At 49.0% G+C, this 15,355-nt stretch carries 17 protein-coding genes; 11 read left to right on the forward strand and 6 right to left on the reverse strand.

Features of this window, described 5'->3' with window-relative positions; genetic code table 11:
* Positions 1-174 precede the first annotated feature (174 nt).
* The 8 genes from ACFSUS_RS08270 (at position 175) to ACFSUS_RS08305 (ending at position 6,126) form a co-directional block, all read left to right on the forward strand.
* A complete protein-coding gene (locus ACFSUS_RS08270; RefSeq protein WP_381521907.1) occupies positions 175-1,311 on the forward strand; it encodes a Gfo/Idh/MocA family protein in 1,137 nt (378 codons plus the stop codon).
* Between the two features lie 110 nt (positions 1,312-1,421).
* Complete coding sequence (locus ACFSUS_RS08275; protein ID WP_381521456.1) at positions 1,422-2,567, forward strand: Gfo/Idh/MocA family protein; 1,146 nt, start codon at positions 1,422-1,424, stop codon at positions 2,565-2,567.
* 38 nt (positions 2,568-2,605) lie between these two features.
* Positions 2,606-2,842, forward strand: coding sequence for a DUF433 domain-containing protein (locus tag ACFSUS_RS08280; RefSeq protein ID WP_381521457.1), 237 nt, complete (start codon positions 2,606-2,608; stop codon positions 2,840-2,842).
* Entirely contained in the window at positions 2,839-3,204 is a 366-nt protein-coding gene (locus ACFSUS_RS08285; protein WP_381521459.1) for a DUF5615 family PIN-like protein, read from the forward strand. Before ACFSUS_RS08280 ends, ACFSUS_RS08285 begins: the two co-directional genes overlap by 4 nt.
* 2 nt (positions 3,205-3,206) lie before the next feature.
* Positions 3,207-4,259, forward strand: a complete 1,053-nt coding sequence (locus tag ACFSUS_RS08290; protein WP_381521460.1) for a sugar phosphate isomerase/epimerase family protein — start codon at positions 3,207-3,209, stop codon at positions 4,257-4,259.
* A 110-nt stretch (positions 4,260-4,369) separates the two neighbouring features.
* Positions 4,370-4,705: a type II toxin-antitoxin system RelE/ParE family toxin gene (locus ACFSUS_RS08295; RefSeq protein ID WP_381521462.1), complete on the forward strand. Its 336-nt coding sequence runs from the start codon at positions 4,370-4,372 to the stop codon at positions 4,703-4,705.
* A 4-nt stretch (positions 4,706-4,709) separates the two neighbouring features.
* Positions 4,710-5,036, forward strand: a complete 327-nt coding sequence (locus ACFSUS_RS08300; RefSeq protein WP_381521464.1) for a helix-turn-helix domain-containing protein — start codon at positions 4,710-4,712, stop codon at positions 5,034-5,036.
* Positions 5,037-5,256: 220 nt separating this feature from the next.
* Positions 5,257-6,126 (forward strand): YDG/SRA domain-containing protein, encoded by an 870-nt coding sequence (locus ACFSUS_RS08305; RefSeq protein ID WP_381521466.1) that lies wholly within the window; start codon positions 5,257-5,259, stop codon positions 6,124-6,126.
* Between the two features lie 9 nt (positions 6,127-6,135).
* On the opposite strand, the gene ACFSUS_RS08310 is transcribed toward ACFSUS_RS08305, so the two are convergent.
* The 3 genes from ACFSUS_RS08310 to msrA all read right to left on the reverse strand — a co-directional run bounded on the left by ACFSUS_RS08310 (position 6,136) and on the right by msrA (position 8,815).
* Positions 6,136-6,438 carry a hypothetical protein gene (locus tag ACFSUS_RS08310; protein WP_381521468.1) on the reverse strand — a complete coding sequence of 101 codons (303 nt, stop codon included), beginning with the start codon at positions 6,436-6,438 and terminating at the stop codon, positions 6,136-6,138.
* Between the two features lie 417 nt (positions 6,439-6,855).
* The gene (locus tag ACFSUS_RS08315) at positions 6,856-8,064 is read right to left on the reverse strand and encodes an MFS transporter (protein ID WP_381521469.1); all 1,209 of its coding nucleotides are present in this window, start codon (positions 8,062-8,064) and stop codon (positions 6,856-6,858) included.
* A gap of 88 nt (positions 8,065-8,152) precedes the next feature.
* Complete coding sequence (gene msrA, locus ACFSUS_RS08320) at positions 8,153-8,815, reverse strand: peptide-methionine (S)-S-oxide reductase MsrA (protein WP_381521471.1); 663 nt, start codon at positions 8,813-8,815, stop codon at positions 8,153-8,155.
* A gap of 80 nt (positions 8,816-8,895) precedes the next feature.
* On the opposite strand from msrA, the gene ACFSUS_RS08325 reads away from it, so the two are divergent.
* Positions 8,896-9,744: a helix-turn-helix domain-containing protein gene (locus tag ACFSUS_RS08325; protein WP_381521473.1), complete on the forward strand. Its 849-nt coding sequence runs from the start codon at positions 8,896-8,898 to the stop codon at positions 9,742-9,744.
* Between the two features lie 108 nt (positions 9,745-9,852).
* Here ACFSUS_RS08325 and ACFSUS_RS08330 read toward each other — a convergent pair whose 3' ends face one another.
* Positions 9,853-10,869, reverse strand: a complete 1,017-nt coding sequence (locus tag ACFSUS_RS08330; RefSeq protein WP_381521475.1) for a glycoside hydrolase family 113 — start codon at positions 10,867-10,869, stop codon at positions 9,853-9,855.
* A 104-nt stretch (positions 10,870-10,973) separates the two neighbouring features.
* On the opposite strand from ACFSUS_RS08330, the gene ACFSUS_RS08335 reads away from it, so the two are divergent.
* Both ACFSUS_RS08335 and ACFSUS_RS08340 read left to right on the forward strand, forming a co-directional pair.
* Positions 10,974-12,122 carry an FG-GAP repeat domain-containing protein gene (locus ACFSUS_RS08335; RefSeq protein ID WP_381521477.1) on the forward strand — a complete coding sequence of 383 codons (1,149 nt, stop codon included), beginning with the start codon at positions 10,974-10,976 and terminating at the stop codon, positions 12,120-12,122.
* Positions 12,123-12,203: 81 nt separating this feature from the next.
* On the forward strand, positions 12,204-12,602 hold the full coding sequence (locus ACFSUS_RS08340; RefSeq protein ID WP_381521478.1) for a hypothetical protein: 399 nt from the start codon (positions 12,204-12,206) through the stop codon (positions 12,600-12,602).
* A gap of 269 nt (positions 12,603-12,871) precedes the next feature.
* Here the strand turns inward: ACFSUS_RS08340 and ACFSUS_RS08345 are convergent, their stop codons facing one another.
* Positions 12,872-13,645, reverse strand: a complete 774-nt coding sequence (locus ACFSUS_RS08345; RefSeq protein WP_381521480.1) for an OBAP family protein — start codon at positions 13,643-13,645, stop codon at positions 12,872-12,874.
* Positions 13,646-13,782: 137 nt separating this feature from the next.
* Positions 13,783-15,291 carry a Gfo/Idh/MocA family protein gene (locus ACFSUS_RS08350; RefSeq protein ID WP_381521481.1) on the reverse strand — a complete coding sequence of 503 codons (1,509 nt, stop codon included), beginning with the start codon at positions 15,289-15,291 and terminating at the stop codon, positions 13,783-13,785.
* Positions 15,292-15,355 lie beyond the last annotated feature (64 nt).

The following is a 15,355-nucleotide window of genomic DNA, read 5'->3' on the forward strand; positions in this document are numbered from 1 at the left end:
CGCAAAAATTAGAGTAGGTTCATGGTTAATTATCCTTGACATAACGTCAAATTTGCAGACCTCGTCTTTATCAGGCCGATTAACTATTGGAAAGACGAAGGTGCGGCAACCAGCAAGCCGCTCATAATCATCCTTTATAAACTCAACTCTATACCAATGCACAGAAAATTGCGCATGGGCCAGATCGGGGGTAGTCTCGACGCCTTCATAGGAGCCGTTCACCGCCGTGCCGCCGTGCTGGACAATGAAATTGAACTGGTGTGTGGCGTCTTTAGCCAGTCTGCCGAAAAGTCAAAACAAACCGGGAAGGCGCTTTACCTACCCGACGATCGGGTGTATACCAGTTTTGAGGAAATGATCCTGCGGGAAAAAGAATTGCCCGAGGGCGAGCGGATGGACTTCGTGTCTATCGTAACGCCCAACCACATGCACTTTCCGCCCGCCAAAATGGCGCTCGAAAACGGGTTTCACGTTATCTGCGACAAACCGATGACGCTGAACTTGCAGCAGGCCAAAGACCTGGCGCAGATTGTCGAACAGACCGGGCTCGTCTTTGGCCTGACGCACAACTATACCGGCTATCCGATGGTGAAAGAAGCCCGCGACATGGTGCGTAACGGTATCCTCGGGCCACTGCGTAAAATTGTCGTTGAGTACCCGCAGGGCTGGCTGTCGAAAGACGAAGAACACAACGACTACAAGCAGGCGATCTGGCGTACAGACCCCGCTCGCTCGGGCGCGGCTGGCTGCATGGGCGACATTGGTACTCACGCCGAAAACCTGGCTGAGTACATTACAGGGCTCAAAATAGAAGAGTTATGCGCTGACCTCAGTACGTTCGTACCCGGCCGTCAGCTCGACGACGATGGTAACGTGTTGTTACGTTTTGAAGGTGGCGTTAAGGGCGTTTTACATGCCAGCCAGATTTCTAATGGGGAGGAAAACTCGCTCAAGATCTTCGTTTACGGTGAGTTAGGTGGCCTGGAGTGGCATCAGATGGAGCCAAACACATTGAAGTATAAAACCCAGGAAGGCCAACGTATTATACGTCCCAACGTAGGTAATAATTCAGCCGCAGCCAAAGCGCACATTCGACTGCCGGCTGGTCACCCCGAAGGTTTCTTTGAAGCCTTTGCCAATATTTACCGCAATTTTGCTTTCGCGGTTAAAGCGCACATGGAAGGCCGCGAGGCTGACCCGCTCTATGACTTCCCGAGCGTTCAGGATGGCGTTCGCGGATTAGCCTTCATCGACACCGTTATTGCCTCGAGTAAAGACGATTCTAAAAAGTGGACGAAGTTTGTTGAGTAACTTTTTTAACACAGAGAGCACAAAGTTTCAACAGAGCAGACAGAGAAAAGCTCCGTGTTCTCCGTGCTAAAACTCTGTGTTCTCTGTGTTTCTATTTTAATCCCAAACCAATGCAAAAAATCAATGTCGGTGTAGTAGGCACCGGATTCATCGGACCCGCGCACATCGAAGCCCTCCGTCGCTTGCCTAACACAAATGTACTGGCGCTTTGCGAAGTAACCCCTGAACTGGCTCGTCAGAAAGCCGATCAACTTGGTATTGAACGCGCTTGTACGTTCGACGATCTGCTCAAGATGGACGACATTCAGGTGGTACACATCTGTACACCGAACTTCCTGCACTACCAACAGTCGAAAGCCGCTTTGCAGGCAGGCAAACACGTCGTTTGCGAAAAACCACTGGCGAAGGACCTTCATGAAGCCGAAGAGCTTGTACAACTGGCCAAAGAAACGGGTTTAGTTAACGCCGTGCATTTCAACCTGCGTTATTACCCGCTGATTCGGCAGATGAAGGTTATGCGGGAGAAAGACGATCTGGGGGATGTGTATTCTGTAATCGGATCATACTTGCAGGACTGGCTTTTTTACGACACGGATTACAACTGGCGTCTGGAACCCGATAAATCAGGCGACTCGCGGGCGATTGCCGACATTGGTTCGCACCTGATGGACAGTCTTGAGTACATTACGGGTCTGAAAACGGTTGCGGTCATGGCTGATTTTAATACCATTCATAAGGTACGTAAGAAGCCGTTGAAGCCGGTAGAAACGTATTCGGGAAAAATGCTGCAACCCGAAGATTATGCCGACGTGCCCATCAATACCGAAGACCATGCCAACGTGCTGCTGAAGTTTGACAATGGTAACCGGGGCGTCATTACGGTGTCGCAGGTGTCGGCTGGTCGCAAGAATCAGATGAAGCTGGAAATTGCTGGCTCGAAAAAAACATTTGCCTGGAACTCTGAAGCACCGAATGAAATGTGGATTGGTAACCGCGACGGCGCCAACGAATCGTTCATGCGTGATCCATCGCTGGTTTATCCAGAAGCACGGTCGGTAATTTCGTTCCCTGGTGGGCACAACGAAGGTTTTCCGGATACGTCGAAGCAGTTGTTCAAAGAGGTTTACGACGCGGTTGCGGCCGGAAAACAACCCGAAACCCCAACCTTCCCAACCTTTGCCGACGGTTACCGCGAACTGCTCATCTGCGAGAAAATCCTGGAAAGCAATCGCAAGCAGGCGTGGGTGGAAGTGTAAGCATATTGTTTGATATAATTACTAACCTTTTGTAAGTCATGCAGTATCAGGCTAAGTACAATCATATTATCACAATTGAACCTGGCAAGCGTGGTGGTAAGCCCTGTATTCGAGGAATGCGAATTACCGTAGGTGACATCTTGGGGTGGCTAGGGGCTGGTAGAACAGTGCAAGAAATTATTGATGATTTTCCCGAGCTCACTCGTGAAGATATTCAAGCCGCGTTACTGTTTGCAGCCGATCGTGATAACGGTACAATGCTGATGGCTGCATGATGCGATTGTTGCTCGACCAGAATATTTCGTTTCGTGTGGTTAAACAGTTGAAGTCCACGTTCCCGGAAGTTATAGGCGTTCGAGAATGTGGACTTTACAACGCCGACGATTACCAAATTTGGGAATATGCGCTGCAGAACAATTACACGGTTGTTACCTTCGATAAGGACATTCCGGCAATAGGTTCTGTAAAAGGGTTCCCGCCTAAAATTATCTGGCTACGTACCGGCAACTTGAGTAACCAGGCAGTTGTGTCTCTTTTTGTTGATCGTGCCAGTGATTTCGTCGCTTTTATTGCTGATGATAAAAAAGGGTGTCTAATGGTATATTCCCATTCAGCCCCTCAAACCCCAATCGCATAAGAATGAAAACAATGAAAGGACCCGCCATATTCTTGGCGCAGTTTTTGGGTGATCAGGCCCCGTTTAATTCGCTTGAAAGCATTGCCCAATATATGGCTGATCTGGGCTATAAGGGCATCCAGATTCCAACCTGGGATCCACGCATGATCGATCTCAAGCAAGCTTCTGAAAGTCAGACGTATTGCGATGAGTATAAAGGTAAGCTGGCCGAAATAGGCGTAGAGATTACCGAACTTGCTACGCATTTGCAAGGGCAGTTAGTGGCTGTGCATCCGGCTTATGGGCCGATGTTCGATGGGTTTGGGCCAGCTGAGTTAGCGGGCAAGCCAAAAGAGCAGCAGGCTTGGGCGGTTGACCAGTTGATCATGACGGCTAAAGCCAGCAAAAATCTTGGGCTAAAGGCTAGTCCCACGTTTTCGGGGGCGCTGCTTTGGCCGTTTATCTATCCCTGGCCGCAACGACCAGCGGGTTTGGTCGAGACAGGCTTCAAAGAGTTGGCTGACCGCTGGATTCCCATTCTGAATGCCTACGACGAAGCGGGTGTTGATGTGGCCTACGAGCTGCACCCCGGTGAAGATCTGCACGACGGTATTACGTTCGAGATGTTCCTGCAGCATACAAACAATCACCCACGGGCCGGTATTAACTACGACCCGAGTCACTTCGTATTGCAGCAGCTCGACTACCTGCAATTCATCGATTTCTACCACGAGCGCATTTACGCCTACCACGTGAAGGATGCCGAGTTTAATCCGACGGGTAAGCAGGGTGTGTATGGAGGCTATCAGGGCTGGGTTGAGCGGGCTGGTCGGTTCCGCTCGCTGGGCGATGGTCAGGTCGACTTCTCGGGGATCTTCTCTAAACTGGCGCAGTACAATTACGACCGTTGGGCCGTGCTGGAATGGGAGTGTGCACTGAAACACCCCGAACAGGGAGCCGCTGAAGGAGCGCCGTTCATTGCTGATCACATCATCCGCGTCACCGAACGAGCCTTCGACGACTTCGCCGGAACCGGTGCAGACGAAGGTTTTAATAAGAAGGTGTTGGGATTGTAGAAAGCTTATTATGTTTAATAAAAAGTGTCGGCTATCTAACCCGACACTTTTTTATTGTGTTTCCATATAGGGAAACTTTGTCTATATTTGAGCTGTTACCTAACCCACCAATGGAAGAAAGATTTGATGTATTGTTTTTGGAGGATGCACGAACGTTTCTAGCAAGTCTTGACGAGAAAACACGAACCAAGATTTTATACAACATTGATAAAGCAAGGATACTGAATGATCCTAAACTGTTTAAGAAACTGACGAATACTATCTGGGAGTTCAGGACCAAATACAATGGTTCTCATTACCGTTTATTAGCGTTTTGGGATAAAAGCGACAAGAGTGAAACGCTGGTAATTTCGACGCATGGTTTTGTGAAAAAGACGGACAAAGTTTCGGGTAACGAATTGGAAAGAGCCGAAAAATTAAGGCAGGCCTATTTTGAAGAGAATTAAAGCGATGGACACAAACAAGATAAAAACATACTCACTTGCTCAAATTAAAGATGAACTGATTGGCAAGGAGGGGACGCCAACGCGTGATGAATATGAATTTGAATTGAAGTTAGAATTGTTAGGCGAAATGATTAAAACAGCCCGACAGCAGCGCAATCTAACCCAGGAGCAGTTAGGTGATTTAGTCGGTGTACAGAAAGCACAAATCTCAAAACTTGAACGTAACGCTAATAACGTTACCGTCGAGACTATTCTAAAAGTGTTTAAAGCCCTAAAGGCCAATGTGAGCTTCAAAGTCGCTTTAGTTGATAAAGAAGTGAGTCTGACGTGAACTATTATCCGCGTCACCGAACGGGCTTTCGACGACTTCGCCGGAACCGGTGCAGACGAAGGTTTTAATAAGAAGGTGTTGGGATTGTAATCCAAATTCAAATAAAAAGCTCCGGTACACTATCTTACGTGGTGCCGGAGCTTTTCATTTGTGTAGAGACTAGAAAATTATTGGCGTCCAGACAACGAACAGACATCCGAGGACTTAATCACGATCATTAATGGCAGAGCGAATCTTCGGCGATATTCCAGGTATTCCAGAAGGTAGCGAGTTTGAGAATCGCTTCTTTTTATCACAATATGGCGTACATCGACCTTTACAAGCTGGAATCAGCGGTTCACAAGCAGAAGGTGCTGACTCGATTGTGTTGTCCGGAGGATACGAAGATGACGAAGATTTAGGCGACATAATTATCTATACCGGTCACGGAGGGCGCAGTTTAGAGTCTGGTTTACAAGTAGCCGATCAACAACTTGTCAAGCAGAATCTAGCTTTGGCTCTTAACTGTCAGCGTGGATTGCCAGTGCGAGTTGTTCGTGGCTATAACCATAAGTCATCTTTCTCTCCAACTCAAGGCTATCGATATGATGGTTTATTCAGAGTTGATTCTTACTGGCGCGAGAAAGGAAAGTCGGGATTTTACGTATGGCGTTTTCGTTTAATCAAAATTGAAACGATTACGGCTCTTAGCGTGGTTCATGACGACCAGCCGGAATACGGAACTTCTAAGCGAATTACATCAACCATTCAACGGGTCTTGCGAAATACAAAGCTGGCTACTTATGTTAAAGAGCTCTATGAATATCAATGCCAAGTGTGCCAAACGCAGGTGATGACCAACAGCGGTTTGTATGCTGAGGCTGCACACATACAGCCATTAGGCCGCCCTCATGATGGGCCTGATGTGATCGCCAACATTCTATGCCTGTGCCCCAACCATCATGTCATGTTTGATTTTGGGGGATTTGGTATCGCTGATAACTTGAGTTTGATAGGTCTTGAGGGAATGCTTTTTGCTAAGCCAAATCACCGATTAGCTAGGCAGTATCTTCAGTACCACCGAGAACATTTTCTTCTCAATAATTGGTGACAGGTTTACTTACTTAAACTCAATACCCTCCTCCGTCAGTAGCCCAGCTAGATTTAATACTACGTCATTGAGTACAGGCACGTCGGCATCCCAGTTTTGGGTGAGCCAGGGATCGGTGCGGGTGGCTACAAAAATTTTCTTAGGCTGGGTCGTAATCCAGATGACTCGTTCGACACCGAAGTCGAGCAGGCGTTCCGTTTTCTCGTGCACGTAGCCCGACTCTTTGCCTTCAAATTCCTCCGGTTCGATATTGACGTCTACCTCAATGGCAATAATGGGGGGAACATTAAAATACTTTTCATTCAGGGTCAAATTGGAGGATCTGTCAAAAATCGCAATATCATTTGAAAGATTACTTCCCTTGTCTAAGTGAACACCAGACTCGTTAGTTACTAATAGATATTGCTTCCGGTTGATGTTAGTGAATAAGAAACCATGTATAAGTGACACGAGCATGGCTTGTAATGAACTACTTCCCATTATTTCGGCGGGTTTTTTTTTGCCGGCTATCACGTCGCGGTATCCCCGTCGATAGAGGGGACGTCCATTCAGTGTTTCGTAAATCAAATAAGACGGCACACCCGGTTTTCTCCGCTTTTTTGGTACAGTTACTACAGCTACTGGCATGGCTCCGTTGAATCTGTTGAGACAGTAATACTACAAATTTACATACAAAACCAGGCCAGATACCATAGCAATAGCTGGTCAGCAAAACTATTCACGTCAGCTTTAAAACAAATTAACAAGCCGCGCCAGACCTGCCGAGATAAGAAGTATGATGGCAACGAAGGCTAATCCGTAGTATAAGCCAAAGGCTTCGGCAACAAACCCAATGACTGGTGGCCCTGCCAGAAAGCCAATAAAGCTGAAGGTAGCAAAAGTGGCTAAGCCAGCCGCTGGTGGAATACCCGGTACACGCATAGACGCTCCGTACAGGATGGGAGCACCAAGCGAACAGCCCGCGCCCAATAACGCAAAACCTAGTAAGACCGTTGCAGGGTAGGGGAGGGCAATGGCGACAAACAAACCGATTGCGCCTAGTATGCCGCCGAAGAACAACCAGCGTTTGCCGCCAATCTTAGGTATGAACGAGTCGCCGAAAAAGCGAAAGACGGTCATCGTTAACGAAAAGCTGGCGAAACCTAAGGCCGCAATCTGACTGCTGGCCCCCAGCGTTTGACGAAGGTAGACCGCGCTCCAGTCGAGGGCAATGCCTTCGCCCATGGCAACTGCCAGGCCGATCAGAATCATAAATAGCAGGTCGCGATTAGGGCGCACAAAGGACGATCCCGTTTTTTCCCCCGATTCTGTGCGGCTACTAGAAGGAATCTTAGCCAAAAGAGGCTTCAAAAAGAACGTTAGAATCAAAATCAAACCGGCCATCGCCAGTACGTGTACTTGTGGCGATACGTGCATCGCAATAACCGCTCCGGCAACGCCTGAACCAAACAACCCTCCCAAACTCCACATACCATGGCACGACGACATGATAGTGATACCTTCGGCCCGCTCCAGATTAGTAGCACTGGTGTTCATAGCGACATTGATTAAAGCCGCTGCAATACCCATCAAAAACAAACCAAGCCCCATAACGGCCGCATTGGGCGCATTAATAGGAATACAAACTGCCAACGACAAGGCAATAGCTGACAAGAAGCAGGAGCGGGCTTCGCCAATTCTGGCAATGATCCAGCCGGTTACCGGGTTCATAATGATTAAGCCAAGAGGCATGGCGAAAAGCAAGAGACCCAGGTCACCGTCTGAAAGCTGTAATTTCGCTTTAACGTATGGAATATGAGCCACCCAACTGCCCAGCAAAATACTGTCTGAGGCAAACACTAACCCAACGGCTAGTGCCTGTGGATGCAGGAAAATAGTCAGCAGGTTGCGTAAGAATAAATTCCGGCGTGGTCGATCGAATATAGCTGTCGTATTCATAACACAAAAATAGCCGGTACATACCGGCTACATTGTTAATATATTGTCCGTTGCTAATGCTGTATTGACCGTTTAGCTTACGAACAGGTTAATTCATTGTTAACGACGTATTATTTTTGAGATGTCCAACCATAGCTTTACGTAACTTTTCAACCTTTGGTAACGACACCCGCTGAATATATGGCTGATCGGGATGCAGGGCAAAATAGTTTTGATGATAATTCTCTGCCGGGTAGAAGGCGGTGAAAGGGACTACTTCTGTTACCACCGGGTTCGGATAGTGTTTTGATTCGTTTGTACGCTTGATAGCGGCTAAAATTTCAGCCTTCTCAGCTGGAGTTCGGTAGAAAGCAACGGAACGATAGTCACGGCCTACATCGGGCCCCTGGCGGTTGAGGGTTGTAGGGTCGTGGCCCGCAAAAAAGGCGTCGAGCAGTTGGGCATACGTAATGACTTTGGGGTCATAATACACCTGAACCGATTCGGCATGGCCCGTTTGGTCTGTACCAACTTGTTCGTAGGTAGGGTTTTTGACGTTTCCACCGGCATAGCCGGAGATAACTTCGCGGACACCCTTGAGCTGGTTCATGCCTTCTTCCATTGCCCAGAAGCAACCGCCTGCAAAAGTAGCCACAGCTTCACCAGGTTTGGGAGCGGGTAGTTTGGCAAAGGCGTAATCATTCGATTGCCCTTGAACGCAACCTGCCATAAACAGCAGACTTAGCGCAATTACATACATTCGGTTTGTCATGATTTTTGAGAGTAACCCGTTGCCTAATAAACGTTTAAAACGCTATATCGGTTTCACTGGTAGTCCAGCCAGCCACACGTATGAAACTTCAATTTGAAAAAATAGAGCCTGAAGCCGGGAGCTCGTTCCGGGTCATCCACCACACCGAAGTTGAGACCTGTGGCGTTTACTGGCATTACCACCCGGAATACGAGATTGTGTACATCCCGGGTGGCGACGGTCAGCGACGTATTGGTACGAATGTGTCGCGGTATGAATCGGGTGAACTGGCCTTCATTGGGCCAAATCTGCCGCACTTGAATTTTAGTTACGGTAAAGAAGGTCAGTACGAAGAGATTGTGGTGCAGATGCGGGAGGACTTTATGGGTGACGCCTTCCTGCAAAAACCCGAATTAGCCACGGTTCGGCGCTTATTTGAACGAGCGCACCGGGGACTTGTATTTGGCGCGGAAACTAAACGACGGGTGGCTCCGTGGTTGATGCAACTGCCTGATCAACCGCCGTTTGAGCGCTTCATGGCCTTACTTCAAATACTACAGCAGCTGGCTACTGCTGGCGATGCTGAACTACTTCATGCCGATGGCGTTCGGTTTGATCTTAATCCAAAAGAGCAGGAGCGCATCAACCGGGTTTGTCAGTACGTAGAGCAGCACTATGCTGAGCCCGTTGATGTTCAGGCCGTGGCCGACTTAGCTAGCCTGACAGTTCCGGCGTTTTGTCGCTACTTCAAGCGTATGACGCACCTGACCTTCACCGACTTCGTCAATGAATACCGCGTTAACCAGGCCCGGCGACTGCTGCAATCATCCCGAACAGTCGCTGATGTTGGTTTCACCGTTGGTTTCAATAATTTATCCCACTTCAACAAAACTTTTAGGGCCGTAACGGGCCAGACCCCCAGCTCCTACCGAAAGGCATTGGTTGGCTGATTTACGGAACCAGAAGAGAGAAACGATCTTATAATAACGAGCGTAATAAGATTCGTAGAGACCTCTGTGTATCTCGCTATACTCAGCGCATCTCTGTGTTATAGTTTGTTAGTGCGCCCAGGTGCTCTTCACCACTTTCTCTGCCATTTTTCCGTGTGGGCTATACTGGTCGCGCTCACGATGGCGTAAATCAGTGTCCATAAACCATTTCCAGATGAAGCCACCAGCAAACCAGGGTTCTGGCCAAACGGCTTCCAATAGGGCCGAGTAAGCGTTTGCTTGCACTGTTGAATTTGGGACGCAATCCGTTTCAGATTCCCACGGACGTCGGGCGCTGTACTCGCAGCTTCGGTAGCCAAACTCCGTAAACAGAATTGGTTTTTGAAGCCGGTCACTCGTCTTCTTCAGCGCTTTTAAATGCGGCTTCCAGGCTTGTATTAAGTCAGACGTTGCCGGTTGCCGATCATCCGATAGGGGAAAGTAAGCATCGACCCCAACGTAGTCTAACTGACTCCAGAAAGGTATCTTTTCGTAACGGTCCCAGTTGGCTGCGTAGGTTAGCTTGCCTTTGTAAACTTGCCGGACCTGGCCAATCAGTTTCTGCCAAAAATCAGGACGGGCTATGGCAAAGCGGTCGAGTTCGGTAGTGATACAGTATAGGTCAACTTTGAGTGAGTCGGCTAGTTTGGCGAAATGAAGTACGTATTGCGCGTAGTCGTGTTCAAATGTTTGCCAGTCGGCGTCGTTCGTAAACTCAAGGTCCAGGTGTGAGCCACCCTGCATCCACACATGTGGTTTCAGCATCGTTTTTAGTCCCTGCATCTTGGCCATTCGTACGGTTCCTGCGACACCAGCCGTCGTTTCGCCCCACCACTGCCAGTTGTTTTTCTCCTTTCGATTTTCGCTGAAATAAAAATGCGGATCGCCTTTACGGCAGAAGCCGTAGGGGACAATGGCGACCCAATCACCTCCCATAGCCCGAACCGGAGCCAGCGCCGTTGAGTCGGGTTGACGGGGCGGAGCCACTAGATTGACGCCCTCTAGCTTAGGACCGCTGTATCGAAAGGGCGGAAGTGTCTGACAACCGAGTAAAGCGAATAAAATCAAAAGCAAGCGACCAGCCATTGCATGAGTAGGAAAAGGCCTAAATTACAATTTATCGTGTTGATACGATTACGTATTGATCAACTTGGGCTGATGGATCGTATCTCGGCTTAATTGAAACCATTATGAATATAATCCCGCGAATAGGATGCCTGATTCTTGTGTATTCGTCTTCCGTGCTTAATACACCCGCGCCCCAGCCAGATTTGCAATTCAGGCGGTATTTTGTAGCGGCTGAAAGTTACGAAACCGTTGCGGTGTACGACGTTGACAAAAATGATACGCTGGATATTGTTTCAGGCGACTTTTGGTATGAAGGACCGCGTTTCCGGCGTCGGCATCTGATTGGTAGCCAAACCCGGCAAGACCAGTACTACGACGATTTCTCGACGATCCCAATGGATGTAAACGCCGACGGACGAGTCGACTTTGTGACGGGCGGCTGGTTTGGACAAACGTTACGTTGGCTCGAAAACCCCGCAAAGGCAGGCATGTGGCCCGTTCATGAGATAGCTAAAGTCGGCAACGTTGAAACGACCCGCGCCTGGGATGTTGACGGTGATGGTACGTTAGAAATCGTCCCTAATAACCCTGGCCATCCGCTGAAGTACTTGAAATTAACGGCACCGCATCAGTTTCAAACCATTAACATAGCACCCACCCAGGGCCATGGACTGGGTTTTGGCGATATTAACGCCGACGGTCGGGGTGATTTCGTTGTCAGCGATGGCTGGCTCGAAGCCCCTGCTGACCGAAGTGCGGGTCAATGGATATTACACAAAGAGTTTGCACTCGGAACTGCCAGCGTCCCCATTATCGTAACGGACGTCAACGGCGACAAACGCACTGATCTGATTGTGGGGCAGGGCCACGGTTATGGTTTACACTGGTACGAACAAACCCGCGACAGCAACGGAAAGCGCGGTTGGACTAAACACCTGATCGACGATAAGAACTCGCAGTACCATTGCATGGAGTGGGTAGACATCACCGGCGATGGTCGGCCTGAGTTACTAACCGGTAAACGTTTCCGGGCTCATAACGACAATGACCCTGGTTCAGATGATCCCGTAGGTTTATATTACTTTATGTGGGACGCTGCTAAAAAGCAGTTTATCAAACATGATATTGCTTACGGACCCGCCGGTGCGGGCAAGGGTACCGGAATTTACTTTGCCATTGCTGATTTGCACAAAACCGGCCGCAAAGACATTGTGGTGGCTGGTAAAGACGGATTGGTAGTATTTTTTAATGAAGGGGTTAAGAAAAATTAATTCGATTTAATCGATCTGCGTTACCGTTTTAAACGTATTTTTATAATTCGTAAAAATCCTCTTCACTCAATCAATCGTTTTATGCAGCGTCCTCAATTAAAAGAGTTTTATGGCTATGGACTCATTTTAGGCGTACTGATAGCTGTTCAAAGCTATTCTGTTTATGTGGCTTCTACCACCGACTTATTATTGACCTGGCAGCATTATTTAGGATTTGCCGCTACGGCCGTAGCAGGTATTTTGTGGGCTGTGCGCAAACCTCAATACCTATTTTACGCCCTTGGCCTGACGCTCATGTTAGGTTACGAAAATTTAGTAGGATTCACGCCAACGCTTGACTTTACGGCCACCCAGTATTATTTCAACAGTACCCCGCTGCCCGTTTCGTACCAGGATTTTTCAATGTACATGCTGCTCATCTGGGCCTACGTTGCTCATGAGCGGCTGCGTACTATGGTGACCCGGTTACTAGTGAAGTAAGGGCAGGGTGTAGCACAGGCCTTATTCTGTTTATCGATACGACAGCTATAAGCTACGAGTACTCAACCAATTTAATTTGTAGCCAATAAAATGCGTCTTGTCTGGGCCAAGCTCCAGCTTGGCCTGTGTAAAGAACTCCATCAATTGTTCTCGGGCCAAGCTGGAGCTTGGCCCAGACAACTTCAATTGTATCCTTCTTCTACCTTTTAGTTTGGAGAAGTACTAGCTTGGGAACTGACTAGAGCGGACTAAAGTCTGTGCTACACAATTCACTTCTTCTCATCCTTAAAACTACTTTGCTTGACGTGCTCATGCTTGTGGCCTGTCAGCGCAGGGAGTTGAATGGTCTCGCCCGTTTGCCAGGAATCTGCACCGGGTTGAACAGGTGGCGCTTTAATATCTTCGCGTTGTTTACGCTTTTCCTGCATCGAGATCCCAAAGCGTTTATCGCGGTCTTGGGCCAGCTTTGGTTTCAACTGGCCGTCTTTAACGAAAGCCATCATTAAGGCCGGGTTGCCGTAAGGTAATTCAAGATCCTGGTCCGTGTGCCAGGTGTGCCAGGTTTTCCCGTAGGTTGAAACAACCTGCTCCATCAATTCATGCTCGGCCACATCGGGCAGGCCGGGCGCAATCAGGTCACCGCTTTTGACCTCAAACCGGTGGCTGTGCCAAAGCTTCTTTTCGTCGGCGGGCAGCGTTTTAAAGAGCTTTTCGGAGACAATGTATTCGACGCCCATGATCTTGGCGCTATCGCCGTTACCGTCGAAAATGACGCACTGGGTCAGATCTTCGTTTAACTTGGAGCAATAGTGATGAGCTTCCATCTGGCCGTCTAGCTGCCCATTGTAGAAGTGAAAGCCGTCGAGGTAAATAGTCAGTTTGTTGATGGGTGTTTTATCCTGAATGGCGGCAGCCCCCGCTTCGAGCACTTTTGTTTTGCCCGATTTTTCGCCCCCTGGCGTCTGTACATTTGACGATGTATTCTCTCCACCACAGGCTAACATCATGCCCGCGATCACTAACCAGCCTACTATCCGCTTCATGCTGTCGATACGTTGAGTTTGACAACACAACCGTGGTATAATGATCGTTGTTTATTCTAGTTATCAAGTAGACTGAAACGCAAAAAACCGCCCAACTGAGCGGTTCTTTGCGTAGCCTAGACCTAGTCCTGGTTACATTACGCCGTTAGCGACCAGCCCTCGCGGTACTGACGCGAAACGAATTGGTTGGCTTCGTCGAAGTTAGTAATCTTCATATTCTTACCATCCCAGGTTAGTTTCTTACGGCCTGGGTAATTAAAGCCCTTGCCATCGGCTTTAGGCGTGCGAACCATATAGCTGCGAATGGCCAGGTTACCCATAAGTACTGACTCGGTTAACGGCCCTGCAAAATCGAACGACGACGTAAGCGCCTTGTGCTCTTTGCTGTTAAAGCCAGCTTTGCAGGCTTCCGTCCATAGATACTGGTGACCGTTTTCGGGGTAGACCGTTACGCCTGATTCCGCTTTAGGCTTCGGGGCCGCTTCCATCTTCTGACCGCTTTTGGTGTACAGTTTTGGATTATCGCCGTACATACCGCAAGCAATCAGCCCTTTGTCGCCAATCAGGAACACGCCGTTTTCGCCATTCTCTGGAAATGGTTCACCTTCAGGTAGCATGTCGGGCCGGAACGGACGCAAGCCGCCATCCATCCACACCATATTAACCGCTGACTTATTTTTAGACGATGCCGGAAACTTCAGCTCCACATGAGAGGATGGCGGACAGCCTTCCGGAATATATTCGGGAGTCCAGTCTTTCAGGAACACGGCCCCAACGCTGGTTTCAACTTCCGTTGGATAGCCGAGCCCCAAAACCCGGAACGGTACGTCCATGATGTGGCAGCCAATGTCGCCGAGTGCACCGGCACCGAAGTTCCACCAGCCGCGCCATTTGAACGGGTGGTAGGCTGGTGTGTAGCCAACCTTTTGAGCGGGTCCGAGCCACAAATCCCAATCCAGATCGGCGGGCGTTTCTGGAGCAGCCTGTGGCACAGGAATGCCTTGTGGCCAAACGGGGCGGTTCGTCCAGAGGTAAACCGTATGCACGTTACCAATCAGACCTTTATCGAACCACTCGACCATCTGTTTCTGCTGCGGGTTCGAGGAACCCTGGTTGCCCATCTGGGTTACCACTTTGTACTTACGGGCGGCTTCGGTCAGCATCCGGGCCTCGTGGATATTGTGCGTTAACGGTTTCTGCACGTAAACGTGCTTGCCACGCTGCATGGCGGCCATCGCAATTACCGCGTGGGTATGGTCGGCGGTTGAAACAGTCACTGCATCGATGCCTTTACCTTCCTTGTCGAGCATTTCGCGGAAGTCCTTGTAACGCTTGGCGTTCGGATGCTTGGTAAAATTCTCTTTCACCCGCGGCATACTCCAATCGACGTCGCAGAGCGCTACAATGTTATTGACTCCGTTGTTGTACGAGTTATTCGTATCGCTGAATCCTTTACCGCCGAAGCCCACACCCGCAATGTTGAGCTTATCGCTGGGAGCAATAAACCCTTTACCGCCCAGCACATGGCGTGGAACGATGAAAAAGCTGGTAGCCGCCAAAGCGCTGGCCTGAATAAACTGGCGCCGGGAGGTTGTTGAGCTGTCAGCTGGTTTCGGATTTGACATTGAGTTATCTGACTGATTCATGTATGAAAGATCAAACTAGTTCGTCTTACGAAAGTACTTAACTAGGTCTTTTTACCCGGTTTTT

Origin of the sequence: Spirosoma soli (genome assembly GCF_042684525.1) — a bacterium.
Taxonomy (GTDB): domain Bacteria; phylum Bacteroidota; class Bacteroidia; order Cytophagales; family Spirosomataceae; genus Spirosoma; species Spirosoma soli.